At 64.2% G+C, this 14452-nt stretch carries 12 protein-coding genes, 1 tRNA gene and 1 pseudogene; 3 read left to right on the top strand and 11 right to left on the bottom strand.

Translation table 11 applies throughout. From position 1 onward, the window contains the following. Positions 1 to 161: 161 nt before the first annotated feature. The 4 genes from CI805_RS07045 to CI805_RS07060 all read right to left on the bottom strand — a co-directional run bounded on the left by CI805_RS07045 (position 162) and on the right by CI805_RS07060 (position 3219). Positions 162 to 587 (bottom strand): hypothetical protein, encoded by a 426-nt coding sequence (locus CI805_RS07045; protein ID WP_260927519.1) that lies wholly within the window; start codon positions 585 to 587, stop codon positions 162 to 164. A gap of 153 nt (positions 588 to 740) precedes the next feature. Then, a complete protein-coding gene (locus tag CI805_RS07050; protein WP_260927520.1) occupies positions 741 to 1718 on the bottom strand; it encodes a FecR family protein in 978 nt (325 codons plus the stop codon). Next, positions 1690 to 2289, bottom strand: coding sequence for an RNA polymerase sigma factor (locus CI805_RS07055; protein ID WP_260927522.1), 600 nt, complete (start codon positions 2287 to 2289; stop codon positions 1690 to 1692). Before CI805_RS07055 ends, CI805_RS07050 begins: the two co-directional genes overlap by 29 nt. Positions 2290 to 2334: 45 nt before the next feature. Continuing rightward, complete coding sequence (locus CI805_RS07060; RefSeq protein ID WP_260927524.1) at positions 2335 to 3219, bottom strand: hypothetical protein; 885 nt, start codon at positions 3217 to 3219, stop codon at positions 2335 to 2337. A 637-nt stretch (positions 3220 to 3856) separates the two neighbouring features. Here CI805_RS07060 and CI805_RS07065 point away from each other — a divergent pair. Further along, on the top strand, positions 3857 to 6307 hold the full coding sequence (locus tag CI805_RS07065) for a TonB-dependent siderophore receptor (RefSeq protein ID WP_260927526.1): 2451 nt from the start codon (positions 3857 to 3859) through the stop codon (positions 6305 to 6307). Between the two features lie 48 nt (positions 6308 to 6355). Here CI805_RS07065 and CI805_RS07070 read toward each other — a convergent pair whose 3' ends face one another. Together CI805_RS07070 and CI805_RS07075 are read right to left on the bottom strand one after the other, a co-directional pair. Then, complete coding sequence (locus CI805_RS07070; protein WP_260927527.1) at positions 6356 to 6658, bottom strand: hypothetical protein; 303 nt, start codon at positions 6656 to 6658, stop codon at positions 6356 to 6358. A gap of 124 nt (positions 6659 to 6782) precedes the next feature. Then, positions 6783 to 7670 carry an AraC family transcriptional regulator gene (locus CI805_RS07075; RefSeq protein ID WP_260927529.1) on the bottom strand — a complete coding sequence of 296 codons (888 nt, stop codon included), beginning with the start codon at positions 7668 to 7670 and terminating at the stop codon, positions 6783 to 6785. Positions 7671 to 7840: 170 nt separating this feature from the next. Between CI805_RS07075 and CI805_RS07080 the strand changes: the two genes are divergently transcribed. Continuing rightward, entirely contained in the window at positions 7841 to 8806 is a 966-nt protein-coding gene (locus CI805_RS07080) for an SDR family NAD(P)-dependent oxidoreductase (RefSeq protein WP_260927531.1), read from the top strand. A 98-nt stretch (positions 8807 to 8904) separates the two neighbouring features. Here CI805_RS07080 and CI805_RS07085 read toward each other — a convergent pair whose 3' ends face one another. Continuing rightward, positions 8905 to 9924 carry a class 1 fructose-bisphosphatase gene (locus CI805_RS07085; RefSeq protein ID WP_260927533.1) on the bottom strand — a complete coding sequence of 340 codons (1020 nt, stop codon included), beginning with the start codon at positions 9922 to 9924 and terminating at the stop codon, positions 8905 to 8907. A 573-nt stretch (positions 9925 to 10497) separates the two neighbouring features. On the opposite strand from CI805_RS07085, the gene CI805_RS07090 reads away from it, so the two are divergent. Next, on the top strand, positions 10498 to 11313 hold the full coding sequence (locus CI805_RS07090; protein ID WP_260927535.1) for a 2OG-Fe(II) oxygenase: 816 nt from the start codon (positions 10498 to 10500) through the stop codon (positions 11311 to 11313). Between the two features lie 50 nt (positions 11314 to 11363). On the opposite strand, the gene CI805_RS07095 is transcribed toward CI805_RS07090, so the two are convergent. The 4 genes and pseudogenes from CI805_RS07095 to CI805_RS07110 form a co-directional block, all read right to left on the bottom strand. Beyond that, a tRNA-Thr gene (locus CI805_RS07095) sits at positions 11364 to 11438 on the bottom strand. Positions 11439 to 11517: 79 nt separating this feature from the next. Further along, positions 11518 to 12159 (bottom strand): flavin reductase family protein, encoded by a 642-nt coding sequence (locus tag CI805_RS07100; RefSeq protein ID WP_260927537.1) that lies wholly within the window; start codon positions 12157 to 12159, stop codon positions 11518 to 11520. 37 nt (positions 12160 to 12196) lie between these two features. Beyond that, a pseudogene (locus CI805_RS07105) lies at positions 12197 to 13098 on the bottom strand (hypothetical protein). Positions 13099 to 13114: 16 nt separating this feature from the next. After that, positions 13115 to 14440, bottom strand: a complete 1326-nt coding sequence (locus CI805_RS07110; RefSeq protein WP_260927539.1) for a replication-associated recombination protein A — start codon at positions 14438 to 14440, stop codon at positions 13115 to 13117. Positions 14441 to 14452 lie beyond the last annotated feature (12 nt).

Consider the following 14452-nt stretch of genomic DNA (forward strand, 5'->3'; position numbering starts at 1 on the left):
AATCCCCCGGAACTGATCGAGTTTGCAGTTTCGCTTCCTCGACGCGGGGGGCGGGCGTTTCCTTATTGCGGCTGCGAAATTTTTTGCGGGTTCATGTGGGGGCTTGATCCTAAGGCCGCGCGGACAAATTCTGATCGCCTGCAAACGCCCAGTTGCTGACTTCAGCTGAAAACCTGCTCATGGCCTGTGGCGGAACTGTCTTGTCTCAACCAACCTCCTTGCCTGAGTAAGGCAAGCGAGATTAACCACACTATAGGGCCTGCCAAAAGTGAGGCAAACAGCGCTGCCGATATACTAACGATGGTTGATTGCTGAGCTGTGCTGATGCGGATTAGACCTTGAACGAATAGTATTCCTGAAAAGACGACAAATACGGGTGAAAATACGCGCCATATTGCCTGTGGGTCTAATGCGATGCGGAACGCGTAGCTGACCAGGCCAATGACGGCGGTACTATCTATTATGTACCGAGTTCTATCGTAAAGGGACAGATTATCCAAAATCTTTGTCGTTTCAAATGGAATTACGAGCATCGACATGATGATTGCAAACAAGCACCAACGTTTGGATAGTCCATTTTTTTTCATGGATTAGACTAAAGCAATTGAAGCTAAAAGAGTCGTTAAAGGTCTAAATTTGGCCCTGCGCTCCATCGTTTCCACGAAAAGCATTCTTCGTTCGAATGGCAACTACCTGCTCACTTCCGCCATTCAACAGACGTTGAGTTTGTTCGCGCTGCCTCAGGGCGCGATGACGATCCCGTCGGGTCCCTTGTGCGCCTGTGCGCCAAGGCTCATCGCGGCAGCGCTGGCGAAGCCTTCGGCATCGTCCATGCGGAACGAGCCGTAAAGGCTCTGGCGGCCGAGCGCCGGGCTGGCGACATGAACCTGCAAGCGGCTGTGGCGATTGATGTCGGCAACGGCACTGTCCAGCGTCTCGCCGTCGAGTTCGAGGCGACCGTCGCGCCAGGCCAGCATCCGGTCGATTTCGGCGGAGGCAACCGGCACGGGTCTGGGGGCCGGGCCATGGCCCGCGACTTTGGCAAAGCGCGCCCGCTGGCCGGTGACGAGCGTCAACTGCCCCATCGGTGAATCCACCCGGACCGAACCTTGGGTGACGAGCACATCGACCATGCCGTCGCTTGCATCGTCGCTCACCTCGAACACGGTGCCAAGGTCGGTGACGGTCACGTTCCCGACGATCACCCGGAAAGGCCGCGCGGCGTTGTGCGTGGCATGGAACAGCGCCTTGCCCGCCAGCAGGTGCACGTCGCGATGCCCGGCATCGAAGGCCACGTCGATCCGGCTCTTGGCATCGATCGATACGGAGGAGCCATCGCTCAGCGCGACCGAGCGCAACTCGCCGATCTGGGTTTCGTATTTTTCGTCCGGCACGTGAAGCGTGACCACCGCGACGGCACAGGCCGCAAGTGCGGCGAGCGTACCGCCCGCCAGCGCCAGCCGCTTGCGCAGAGAAAAGCGCGCGGGCACGTCCATCGGTTCTTCCGCGGGCTCTTGGATATGTTCCGGTTCGGCTACCGGTTCGAACAGGGCAAGCGTGGCCTGCGCGCGCAGCAGCGCCCCGGCGTGGCGGGCATCGCTGGCGCACCATTCCTGCAGACCCGGCGGCGTTTCATCCGGCGCGGCGTCGAGTTTTACGGCCCAGGCTGTCGCCTCGGCTTCCAGTACCTCAACCGATTTTCCGCTTCCGGTCGTCAATCTTCCAGTCTTCCTGCCAGTCTTCGCGCGCGTTCGCTCGGCCATCGTCGGTTTCGCAGGCCCTCAGCGTGCGCTGTATCGCGCGAAGGGCCTTCTGAACATCGTTCTCGACGACATTTTCACTCACGCCAAGCCGTCTGGCGATATCCTTCTGCGACAGGCCCTCCACCCGTTTCCAGGTGAAGATCGTCCGGCACCGTTCGGGCAGCGTGGCCAGCAGCGCCTCGACCAGCCCAAGCTGTTCGCGCGCGATGACCGCGGCCTCGACACCTGTCGTCCGATCCTCGACGAGCGAGGCGCCGCTTTCCGTAAAATCTTCGAGACGGACCACCCGCGCGCGGCGCAGGCTGTCGCGCCAGGCGTTCTTGACGATCTGCATGAAGTAGGCGCCGGGGCGGTCGATATGCTCGACGCAGCGCAGCGTCGCGAGGCGGCAGTAGGCGTCCTGGATCAGGTCGTCGATGTCGCTTTCGCTGACGCCGAGGCGCCGCAGGGCCGCGCGGACCTTCGGTTCCTGCGGGATCACGTGAAGCGATACCCAGCGGATGATATGAGGCGGACAGATGGACAAGGCGCGGGCGTCTCCTGCCCGCGTATCTGGCCCTCGATTGCGAAACTATCGTGACAGGAGGGGGCGTGACAGGAGGGGGCGTGACAGGAGGGAGCGTGACAGCAGCGCGGCAGGCACCGGAGGTATCCGGCTGGCGACCATCTGTTCGGTCCCGCGCTCGATCGACCACAGGATGCGATGCTCTGCAGGGTCCCAGGCGATGGCCTGCCCGTCGGTGACGGAGGCGATGGTCGTCACGTGCTCCAGCGTGTCGCCGGATTTCGGCACGCGCAGCACGTAGATTTCGGGGCGGTCGTGCCCGGTCACGTAGAGTAGGCCGTCCTTGCCCCATGCCCCGCCCGAGGCGCTCTTCGGGGCCATGCGGGCAAGCACATCCGCCGGGAAATGCCATTGCCCGGTCTCGTGAAACTGGCGGTCGTAGCGGACGAGCAGCGTCGCGGTATGATCGCGGCCGGGTTCGCCACCGCGCCCGTCGTAGTTGGCATAGGCGGCCCACCAGTTGCCCGCATGGGGCAGGAACCACGTCAGCGATCCGTGGCCGTGGCCGAGATCGTGTATGCGTTTATACGTAAGCGTTCTGGCGTCGAGCCAGAGCACCTGGCTGTGCATCGGCGTTGCCGGATAGTTGGAGAAGGCGCAGACCAGATCGCGGCCATTGATCACGCAGCTGTTGAGATGCGGAAAGCGGGCGGGGTCGCCGTTCCAGATCGCCAGCCGCTTGTGCGTTACCTTGTCATAGCGCGCCACGGTGCTGTTCGCGACGGCGTAGATCGAATCGCGGCTGGCGGCGACGCCCTGATGCGCTTCGGGCGCGCCGAGGCGTTCCGCTTCGACAGCAGCCAGCGGGACGTCTGCACCTGCCTGTGCATCGGCAAGGGGCCCCCGCATGGCGACCAGAGTAACCGTCATCAGGGCGATGCGACGTGACATCAGGCGCAAGTCTTTGTCCTTCCACAGTCTTGCCGGGCCTTGCGGAATCTCGGCTGCAGCGGCGTGTATCTGGGAGGGTGATTGCGCGGGCGCAAGGCGCCAGCATGACAGCGCGGATGGGGCAGGTTCGCAGGCGGAGGGGCGGTGGGGGCGACGCAGCGCAACGTGCGTGCAATTTTGACGCAATGTGCAAGGCCCTGCGCGGCATTGTCGGAAAGCCCGAGGAACCGTTCCGTGATGCCGTAAATCGGTCGATGCAGGGCGCTTGCGGGGCATTCTGATCGCAGGCGACGAAATAGTTGTCAGGCGCGGGGATGAGCGGCGGACAGCGCCTCGCGATCGGTTGTTTCAGTCAAGTCCCGGCGCAGGCGCATCGCGGGCGAAGTGCAAGCGTAGCGGTCTCTGCGCGCATCAAAGTTACAAATGTTCCGGAGTATGGCGATTTATGCGCAAGACAGCGTGCGCATTGCGGCAAGATGCTTGCTGCAAATTTGACCACCTTTTTACAAGGCCGGGCACGCATCCGAAAAGAACCCGAAACGCGAGAGCAGGGCGCGATGACGCCTCGCCCGTGAAAGCACGAAAACATGCCAAGGGGAGGCCGCTGGATCAGGGCGCAGCAAAACATGGGGTGGACATGCAAAACCGACTTCTGACCACGACTTTCCTGTCGAGCCTGGGCCTTGCGGCTCTTTTCCTGTCCGCCAGCGCGCACGCGGCGGATGCTCCCGCGACGGCATCCGCTCCGGCGACGGATGGCGATGCCGATGGTGACGGGAAGACACCTTCGGCGCCGATCGTCGTCACTGGTGCGCGCGATATCGCGGGGATCGTCGTCAAGACGGACAGCGCGACGGTGTTCGGCCTCGATACGCCGTTGGTCGATACGCCGCGCTCGATCACCGAGATCTCGGACAAGCTGCTCTCGCGCTACAACATCAAGACCGTGTACGATTTCACGGCCGTGGCAGCGGGTACCTATACCGGCAGCTACTTCGGCGTGCCGGGCGCCATCGCCATTCGCGGTTCGGTGGCCGACAACTACTTCAACGGCTTCCAGGGCATCACCAACTTCGCCAACTTCCCGACGCCGGTGGATGCCAGCTCGAACATCGAGATCGTGCGCGGCCCGCCCTCGCCGATCTATGGCGCGGGTCAGGTCGGCGGTTTCCTGAACTTCGTGCCCAAGAGCGCGCAGGGGGACAAGACCAAGTACGTCGAGCAGTTGACCGGTGACGTCACCGCCACTTACGGCAGCTACCAGCAGCGCGAGGCGACCGCGAACGTCTCGATCCCGGTCAAGCTGGGCGGCAACGACGGCGGTCTGGCGCTCTACGGAAAGATCGAGGATTCGCACAGCTTCTACCGGGGCATGCACCCCAGGTCGCAGATCGGGCAGGCGACCTATTCGACCGACCTAGGCAGCAAGCTCTCGCTCTCCGTCACCTACCAGTACCTGCATTCCGATGGCTATCTGAAGAACATCGGCTGGAACCGTGTAACGCAGGACCTGATCGACAATCAGGAATATATCTCGGGCAAGCCGATTGCCCAGATCGTTGCGCCGGGCGCCGATTTCATCACCAAGGATCAGTTCTACGCCAAGACCGGGGGCAGCACGATCGGCTTCTATGCGCCGTCGATCGGAGTGAACTACACGCCGAACGACTATACCGAGCTTGATCCCGCGACGGTGAAGACGGTCAAGCTCTCGCCGCGCGACACGATGCTCGATCCCGAATACGATATCAACGAGGCACATACGCACACCGCCTATGCCGGGTTGAACTATACCTTCGACGATGACAGCGTTCTGAAGTTCGAGAGCTTCTTCAACACCCTGAACAGCCGCAACTACCAGAGTTACGGCTTTGCCACCGTGTTCGACGCCTGGGTGGCCGAGCAGCGCATGAGCTACAAGTTCAACGTCGATGCCGGGCAGTTCCACCTCCAGACCATCGTCGGCGGCAGCTATCGCCACTCGCACTCGCACGATCTGGGGAGCCTGGACGATTTCGTGATCTCCGAGGATCGTCGCGACATCTCGGCAGGGGCAACGGCGGACGACCGCTTCAACGATCCGTTCCTGACGCCGGGCTATCAATGGGCCACCTCGATCACCAGCAAGATCGACGATTTCGCCGCCTTCATGGTCAGCAATGCGACATGGGGCCACCTTGGCCTGACGGTGGGCGCGCGCTTCGACAACTACGATGTCCACGCGATCAACACCGGCACCGAAGTCGCTGGTGTCTACACGCCCTATCACGCCACGAAGGCGCCGTTCACCTACAACGGCAGCCTCAGCTACTCGCTGCCGTGGTTCACGGTCTATGCGACTTATGCCAAGGCCTATTCGCTGAACCTGTCGCAGGGCGGCGCGGTGAACCCGGATCTGGTGGAGGACAACTCGTTCCTTGGCGGCTCGAAGCTGAAGGAGGCGGGGATCAAGACCTCGCAGTTCGGTGGGCGGCTGTTTGCCTCGCTCGACGTCTACGAGCAGCGCCGCAGCTATCTCTCCACCCCGGCGACAGGCGATCCGACCGTCTCGGAACTGCGCAGCCGCGGTGTGGAAGGCGAGTTGCGCTGGCTGGTCACGCCGCGCTTCGGCCTGACCGCGACGGGCGCCTACCAGAAGACCAAGCAGATGCCGACCGATGGCGCCGGCACCTTCATCACGATGCCTTCGTGCCTGACCAATGCGGGCTGCACGGCGGGCTATGGCGGCTATACCTATACGCTTACCAACTATGTCGGGCTGACCAACGGGTATTATCTGCACTCGACGCCCAAATACACCGGCAGCCTGTTCGCGACCTATGATGCGAAAGGTCACTGGGGGCTGACGGCGGGCGTTCAGTATGCAGGGAAAACCGGGGGCTTCCTGCCCGATGCCATCGTGCTGCCGTCCTATGCGCTGGTAAAGGTCGGCGCCTATGCGGTGGCGGGGCCGTTCCGGCTGGACCTCAACGTCGATAACCTGACCGACAAGCTCTACTTCATCGCCAACAGCGATACCGATGCGAACGCCAACGTGCTGCCGGGGATCGGCCGCACCGTTCACGCCAAGCTGACGTATTCGTTCTGATGGAGGCGGCGCCGGAATCCCTGCAGGGTTTCGGCGCCGTCGCGCTTATTATGCCGAGGGTTTGCTGGCGATGCGCATCGCCAGCAGCGAGACCAGCAGGCTGGCGGGCAGGGCCAGCGTGGCATAGGCGCACAGCACCGCAAGGCCGGTGACGCCGGTATAGCCCGCCGCGCCGCCGACGGTGGCAAACAGGTAGGACACCGCGATCACCGGCACGGCCAGCGTGCCCAGAACGATTGCCAAAGACCGCCACTTCGATGTCAGCAGGCGAACCATCGCATAGACGAGCGCGAATGTCGGCAGCACCAGCGCCAGCGCCATTGCGAGCAGGTTCAGAGTGGCGTTGAGCATCGGTAAGGCCTCCTTGGTGCGAGCGGTTCGCAGCAGCGAGGCTCAAGCGGCGCTTCTGGCGAGGCCCGCGCAGCAACGCAACGGGTAAATTGCCCTATCCGGCTCCGATAGCCCTATCTTGCGCCTATCTGGCCCGCGCAAAATCGCGTGAGGGTGGGGCGCCGAACTGGCGCGCATATTCCCGACTGAACTGCGAGGCGCTTTCGTAGCCGACCGCAAAGGCCGCGCGCGCCGCGTCGTGGCTGTTCGACAGCAATTGCCGCGCGGCCTGAAGCCGCAGGGTCTTCTGGTATTGCAGCGGGCTGAGGCCGGTTGCCGCCTTGAAGTGGCGATGGAAGGTCGGCACGCTCATTCCGGCGATCTCAGCCAGTGTCTCGATCCGCAGCGTCTGGTCGAAGCGGTCGCGCACGGTGGCGACGGCGCGGCGCACACGCGAGAGACGGCTGTCCTCGCGCCCGATCTGGCGCAGCAAGGGGCCGTGGCCGCTGCACAGCAGGCGATAGAGCACCTCGCGCTCGCGCCCCGCGCCCAGCACGCCGATGTCCTCAGGCCGGTCGAGCAGCGCGAGTAGGGAGTCCCAGGCGATGAGCAGTTCGCGCGTCACCGGCGCGACCCCGAACCCGGCAAGCGGCGTGGTGGGAGGCTCCGGCGGCATCTGCGCCAGCACCGAGCCGAGCATCTCGAAATCGATGCGCAGTGCGGTGACGACATAGGGCTCTTCCGGCGTCGCCTCCATGATGCAGCCCATCGCGGGCACTTCCATCGAGGCGAGGAAGCAACTCGCGCTGTCATAGCGCAGCACGCGGCTGCCCACCGTCACCTGCTTGGCGCCTTGCAGGACGAGGCAGATCATCGGCTGGTAGACACCCGGCATCTGTTCGCCCGGCGTGCGGGAGGCGGCGATGGAGAGGCGCGGAACTGCGGTCTCCAGCTGCGTTTCGTCGGCGCCGTCGCGCGTGTGGCGCAGCACGCGTTCGCGCATGGGGCTGAGCAGGTCGGCAAGATCGGTCATGAGCCCGAACATCGGCATTCGCACCCGCACGCGCAAGGCGTTTGAGAGGATTGGGCAAGCGCTTGAGACGATCGGGCACCGGGCTTGCGCCGGTATCGTCCATATCCGGGGCAAGGCTGCCCCCAGCCAGAACGGGCAAGGCAGGTGGCCGCAATGGAAAGGATATGACGATGAGCACACAGTTCGGCGCAGCTTCCACTACCGATGACGTACTGGCAGGCGTGGACCTCAAGGGGCGCCGCGTACTGGTGACGGGCGCCTCGGCAGGTCTGGGTGTCGAGACCTGCCGGGCGCTGGCCGCGCATGGCGCCGATGTGGTCGGCGCGGTACGCAATCTGGCCAAGGGCGAGGCGGCAACCGCTGCCGTGCGCGCCGCTGCCGAAGCCTCGGGCGGCAGTTTCGCGCTGATCGAGCTGGACCTCGCCTCGCTGGCCAGCGTGCGCGCGGCAACCGACGCACTGGTGGCGTCAGGGACGCCGTTCGATCTGGTGATCGCCAATGCTGGCGTCATGGCCGCGCCGTTCGGGCGCACGGTCGATGGCTTCGAGACGCAGTTCGGCACCAACCATCTTGGGCACTTCGTGTTCGTCAACCGCATTGCCGGGTTGATCCGCGAGGGCGGGCGGCTGGTGAACCTGTCCTCGGCAGGGCACCGCTTCAGCGATGTCGATCTGGTCGATCCGAACTACGATACGACGCCTTACGATCCGTGGCAGGCCTATGGCCGTTCGAAGACCGCCAACGTGCTGTTTGCGCTGGAGTTCGACCGTCGCCATGCTCCGCGCGGCGTCCGGGCAACGGCGGTGCATCCGGGCGGCATCCTCGAAACCGAACTGGCGCGGCATCTGGGCGAAGGCGAGGTCGAGGCGCTGGTGACCTCGCTGGACGAGCGCAACGCCGCCGCAGGTCTGCCGAAATTCCAGCTCAAAACGATCCCCCAGGGCGCGGCGACCTCGGTCTGGGCAGGCGTGGTCGCTTCGGCGGATGACGTCGGCGGTCACTACTGCGAGGATTGCCATGTGGCCGAAGTCCACGAGGGCGAAAGCATGGACGGCGTGCGCGCCTATGCGCTCGATCCCGAGAAGGCGAAGGCGCTGTGGGCGCGCAGCGAGGAACTGGTGGGCGAGACGTTCTGATCGGCTTGCTCTGATCCACAGATCGCCGACGGCAGACAAACGAAAGGCGCGGACCGAAACCCGCGCCTTTCCTGTCTGGCGGTGATCGCGGGTAAGCGTCAGGCCCCGGCGAGCGCGCCCTCGGCTTCGGCCAGCACCTTCACATGCTCGCTGTCGCCCAGCATCAGGCCGACGCGCTGGTGCAGGCCGGTGGGCTGCACGTCGAGGATGCGGGTGGTGCCGTCGATCGAGGTGCCGCCCGCCTGTTCGATCAGGAAGCTCATCGGGTTGGCTTCATACAGCAGGCGCAGGCGCGCCTTGCCCGGCGTGCGGTGGTCGGCGGGATAGAGGAACACGCCGCCGCGCTTCAGGATGCGGTGGACGTCGGCCACCATCGAGCCGGTCCAGCGCATGTTGAACTCGCGACCGCATGGCCCGGTGCCGTCGGTCAGGCGCTCGTCGATGTAGCGGGTGACGGCGGGCGACCACTGCGGGCGGCGCGCCATGTTGATGGCGATCTCGCAGTTGCCCGAGGGGATCTTGATCGGCCCGTCGGTCATGATCCAGGCGCCAAGCTCACGGTCGAGCGTGAACTCGTAGACGCCGGTGCCGATGGTCAGCACGAGCTGCGTCTGCGGTCCGTAGATCGCATAGCCGGCGGCGACCTGCGAGGTGCCGGGCTGGAGGAAATCCTCCTCGCGCACTTCGCGCCCGGCGCATTCTTCGGGCGCGCGCAGCACCGAGAAGATCGTGCCCACCGACAGGTTCACATCGACATTGCTCGACCCGTCGATCGGATCGTAGACCAGCAGGTATTCGCCGCGAGGGAAGCGGTTGGGGATGGGGTGGATGGTGTCCATTTCCTCGGACGCCATGCCGCCCAGATGGCCGCCCCATTCATTGGCCTCGACCAGCAGTTCGTTGGCCAGCACGTCCAGCTTCTTCTGGACTTCGCCCTGCACATTCTCGGTGCCCAGGCTGCCCAGCACGCCGCCGAGCGCACCCTTGCCGATAGCATGGTTGATCGTCTTGCAGGCGCGCGCGACAGTCTCGATCAGCAGGCGCAGTTCGGGCGGGCAGGTGGAATCGGGGCGGCGCTGCTCTTCCAGCAGGAAGCGGGTGAGAGTGGTCGGTTTCATGAAGACTTCCCTTGCCTTTTGCCGATCATGCGTCGGCCGATGTGCCGTGTTTCAGGACGTCGATCATGCGGCTCAGGCCGATTATGCTGCATCGCATTCACATGCCTATGCAGCGTTTCCATCGGCTGTATGTCGCACGAAAACGGTGTTCAGAGCGTGTGCGGCGGTAACGTGACTGCTGTAAAGCCTAAATCGCCCCGCTGCCATGGAAACGCGTTTTTCCGTGGTTTTCCTTCGAGAGCATACATGAAAAAACCCGCAGTTCAGCGTCCGCCTCTTCGATCACGGTGTCCCGCGCCGAGGGGCAGGGCAGGGGCACCGGGCGGATGGTGCATTTCCGTAGCTTGTGCCTTCACCTACTGTAATTCCCGATTGTCGGATGTCGTCACCGCAATGAAACAGGCTCTATATTCAGCGTGACAAAATGCGGGTTTCTACATAAACATGCTGCGCTGCGGAAGAAATCGGCGGCATGCTTGTACCGGGCGGCAGGTTCAAGGAGCGTCTATACATCGTTCCGCAAGCAAAATGAATTCGTTGCGGTGTTCCGTATCCTTTTTGAGAGCGTTTAGCATGGTTGCACGAGTAGACCTGACCAACCTTGGTCGTCATGATGTCGAGGCACTGGCGCAGGCTTACAAGTCGGCACAGCCTTTCCCGAATATGTATATCGACAATTTCTTCGAGACGGAAATCCTGGATCAGATTCTGGACGAATTCGTCACGCATCCCGGTGAAATGGAAGCCAGCACCTACAATACGCTTCTCAAACGGCGCCAGTCCAACCTGAATGTCATGGGGCCGGTGACCCGCGCGCTGATCGAGGACATGCATTCTCCGGCGTTCATCCGGTTTCTGGAGAAGGTCACGGGCATCAAGGGGCTTATCCCCGATCCCTTCCTGTTCGGCGGTGGCACCCATGAGATCGGCACGGGCGGTTTTCTCAAGCTGCATACCGACTTCAACTGGCACAAGCGACTGAACCTGCACCGCCGCGTCAACCTGCTGCTTTATCTCAACAAGGACTGGCAGCCGGAGTGGAATGGCGCGCTGGAACTGTGGGATGCCAAGGTCCAGACGAAGGGCGCGGAGATCAGCCCGATCTTCAATCGTCTCGCCCTGTTCTCGACCACCGACGAATCCTATCATGGCCATCCCGAACCGCTGGCGTGCCCCGAAGGGCAGAGCCGCAAGTCGATCGCGCTGTATTACTATACGGCCGAGCGCCCCAAGAACGATACGCAGTTCGGCAAGTCCACCCAGACCAACTGGCGCGCCAAGCCGGGTGAGCAGTTCGATGTCAATCCCGTGCGCTACGCCGTCGCGCAGACGCTGCTGCGCTTCCCGATCGGGCGCAAGGTCGCGCGCATGCTGGGCAAGAACCTCTAGCCGCGGTCGCTGACAGGATACCGGGGGAACGGAAGGTCGAGGAAGGAAAATGGTGCCGGCTACAGGATTCGAACCCGTGGCCCCTGATTACAAATCAGGTGCTCTACCAACTGAGCTAAGCCGGCGCTTGGTTCGCTGCCCTTATCAAGCCTTTCGCCTGTGGGCCAGAGCGATAATGCGTAAAAATGGATCGGCGCGAGCCCGTCACGATGGCGGAACTTCGTGCCGGGCCTGCCAATCGGCGAAACTGGGGCGATCCATGCTGAACAGGTCGGTCTGGCGCGAATACCAGCCGCCGCCGTGCATGCGGGCGACAAGGTTCAGGCCCAGCGTATCGACATAGAGTTTCTCGGCATCGATCAGGTGGTCCTTGATATGGAAGCGCTGCACTTCCCCCAGCGCAATTGTCACCGTGCCCGCCTCGACCGTCTGGAACAGACGGCACTCCATCGCCACCGGCGCATCGATCAGACGCGGCGGCGCGACGACGCTGGAAGGCGCTGTGGCAAGGCCGGCCATGTCGATCTCGTCGTATTCGGGCGGTGCATCGATGCAGGTGAGGTTCATGGCCCCGGCCATCGCCTCGCTGACGAGGTGGACGACGAACTCGCCGGTCTCCAGGATGTTGGCGGGCGTGTCCTTGTGGGTGCCATCGGGGCGGCGCATCATGCCCACGACCAGCAGCGGCGGATTGCCGCCCATCGCGTTGAAGAAGCTGAACGGCGCGCAGTTGCGCCTGCCATCCGCCGTCTGCGTGGTGATCCATGCGATCGGGCGGGGGGTGACGCTGGAGGCGAGCAGCTTGTAGCGGTCTGGTCCCGCCATCTGCGTGAAGTCGAATTCCAAGGCGCTCTCCTGCAAGGTGTTTCTATACTGATGTGGGTCAGGCGGCGCCGAAGGTCCAGCCCTCGGTCCGGGCGATGTCGGCGGTCATGCCGATGGGGTGCCAAAGGCCTGCGTCTTGTGAGGCCTTGCGCAGCCACGCGGCGGTGATCAGCGCATCGGCGCTGTGATCGTCGATCGGGCCGGTGCCGCCGAGGCCCTGCGAGCCGAGCGTCTCCAGCGCGGTGTCGAGCATCGTCCGGTCGGTCACTTTGGCGCGCGAGGCGGTGCGCCCGGCAGCCACAGCGGCCAGCGTCGTATAGATTTCCGTCACCACCGAGCCTTCGCGCGGCAGCGGGTCGATGGGCCAGACCGGCAGGGCGCCGCCCAGCCGATGCAGCATCCGCATCCCGGAAAGGCTCGATTTGCCGACTTGTGCGGCGCCTACGAGGTTGAAGTTAGAGTAAGGCTTGCACCCGGCGAGGGCCTGCGCCGCTTCGGTCACGCGCAGGCGACCGCGCCGATGCGTAGCGTCGGGAAGATGGAAACGTTCGCCCTCACGCCCGCCGTGTCGCCGGAAATAGGCGCTCAGCACCGGGTGATCGACGAAGCTGGAGACTGAGAGGTGGGGATCGCCCGCGCAGGTCGCTTCCACAAGCGCCCAGAGCGCGCGGGCATCGGCGGGGCTCTCCGCCCAGCCCGGAAAGAACGCCGCGGTATCGGCGAAGGGCAGCGAGATGCCGAGGTCGAGCCCAACCAGCGTATCGCGCGGCAGCCGGTGCAGCAGCAGGTCGAGCACGCCCCGCGCGACCAGTACCGGTGATCGGCAGGCGTCAGCAGGCGGGGAGCACGGGCAGAGGCCTCGCCCCCCGCAGCATCGCAGATCGCAACGGCGATGCCTTTCTGGCGAGGGCCGAGCGCGCCTGACCAGTCGATCGCCATGAAGTGCGAGAACCGCGACATGCCGGAGTGCGGGCGCTTATCCGCCGCGCCGCTCGGAGCGCAGCTTGGCCCAGTAGTCCAGCCGCCTCTTCAGGTCGCGCTCGAACCCGCGCTCGTTGGGCTGGTAGAAGTCCTGAGGGGGCACATCGTCGGGCCAGTAGTTGTCGCCCGAAAACGCGTCGGGCTGGTCGTGATCGTAGTGATAGGCCGCGCCGTAGCCCAGATCCTTCATCATCTTGGTCGGCGCGTTGAGGATGTTCATTGGCGGCGGCACCGATCCGGTCTGCCGGGCAAGGTCCATCGCCGCGGCCTTGGCGAGATAGGACGCGTTCGACTTGGGGGCGCTGGCGCAATAGACCACCGCCTGCGCCAGCGGCAGTTCGCCCTCGGGCAGGCCGAGGAACTCGAAAGACTGCTTGGCCGCCATCACCTGCACCATCGCCTGCGGGTCGGCGAGGCCGATGTCCTCGCTGGCGATCGCGGCAAGGCGGCGCAGGATGTAGAGCGGCTCCTCGCCCGCCACCAGCATGCGCGCCATGTAATAGAGCGCGGCCTGCGGATCGGACCCGCGCACCGATTTGTGGAAGGCGGAAATCAGGTTGTAGTGCCCGTCGCGGTCCTTGTCATACACCGCCATGCGGCGTTGCAGGAACTTGCCGAGCGCGGCGGGAGTAAGCGGTTCCTCGATCCCGGCGGCATAGAGCGTCTCTGCCTGGTTGAGCAGGAAACGCCCGTCGCCATCCGCCGTCGAGATCAGCGCGTCGCGCGCCTCGGGATCGAGCGGCAGCGGACCTGCCAGCGCTTCGGCCTTGTCGAGCAGGGTGCCCAGTGCCTCGGGCGTCAGGCGGTGGAGCACCAGTACCTGTGCGCGGCTGAGCAGTGCGGCGTTGAGCGCGAAGCTGGGGTTCTCGGTCGTCGCGCCCACCAGCGTTACCGTCCCGCGCTCGACGAAGGGCAGGAAACCGTCCTGCTGGGCGCGGTTGAAGCGGTGAATTTCGTCAACGAACAGTAGCGTGCGCTGCCCGGCCTTCGCAGCAACATCGGCCTCGGCAAAGGCCTTCTTGAGGTCGGCGACGCCCGAGAATACGGCCGAAACGGCGGCAAAGCGCATGCCCACGGCGGCCGCGAGCAGGCGCGCGGTGCTAGTCTTGCCGGTGCCGGGCGGCCCCCACAGGATCATCGAGGACAGGCGCCCCGCTGCGACCATCCGCCCGATCGCGCCTTCGGGGCCGGTCAGATGCTCCTGCCCGACAACATCGTCCAGCGTGCGCGGGCGCAGCCGGTCGGCCAGCGGCGCATCCTCGCGCGGGGTGTCGTCGGTGCTGCCGGAAGAGGGCAGGGCATCGGGGAACAGGTCGGACATCGTCTTTATCTA

Origin of the sequence: Novosphingobium sp. 9 (genome assembly GCF_025340265.1) — a bacterium.
In the GTDB taxonomy this organism is placed as follows: domain Bacteria; phylum Pseudomonadota; class Alphaproteobacteria; order Sphingomonadales; family Sphingomonadaceae; genus Novosphingobium.

Excerpts from the sequence above, each read along its gene's own strand:
- CI805_RS07045 (WP_260927519.1), bottom strand. The coding sequence starts at position 587 with ATGAAAAAAAATGGACTATCCAAACGTTGGTGCTTGTTTGCAATCATC.
- CI805_RS07065 (WP_260927526.1), top strand. The coding sequence starts at position 3,857 with ATGCAAAACCGACTTCTGACCACGACTTTCCTGTCGAGCCTGGGCCTT.
- CI805_RS07080 (WP_260927531.1), top strand. The coding sequence starts at position 7,841 with ATGAGCACACAGTTCGGCGCAGCTTCCACTACCGATGACGTACTGGCA.
- CI805_RS07090 (WP_260927535.1), top strand. The coding sequence starts at position 10,498 with ATGGTTGCACGAGTAGACCTGACCAACCTTGGTCGTCATGATGTCGAG.
- CI805_RS07085 (WP_260927533.1), bottom strand. The coding sequence starts at position 9,924 with ATGAAACCGACCACTCTCACCCGCTTCCTGCTGGAAGAGCAGCGCCGC.
- CI805_RS07070 (WP_260927527.1), bottom strand. The coding sequence starts at position 6,658 with ATGCTCAACGCCACTCTGAACCTGCTCGCAATGGCGCTGGCGCTGGTG.
- CI805_RS07110 (WP_260927539.1), bottom strand. The coding sequence starts at position 14,440 with ATGTCCGACCTGTTCCCCGATGCCCTGCCCTCTTCCGGCAGCACCGAC.
- CI805_RS07060 (WP_260927524.1), bottom strand. The coding sequence starts at position 3,219 with ATGTCACGTCGCATCGCCCTGATGACGGTTACTCTGGTCGCCATGCGG.
- CI805_RS07075 (WP_260927529.1), bottom strand. The coding sequence starts at position 7,670 with ATGACCGATCTTGCCGACCTGCTCAGCCCCATGCGCGAACGCGTGCTG.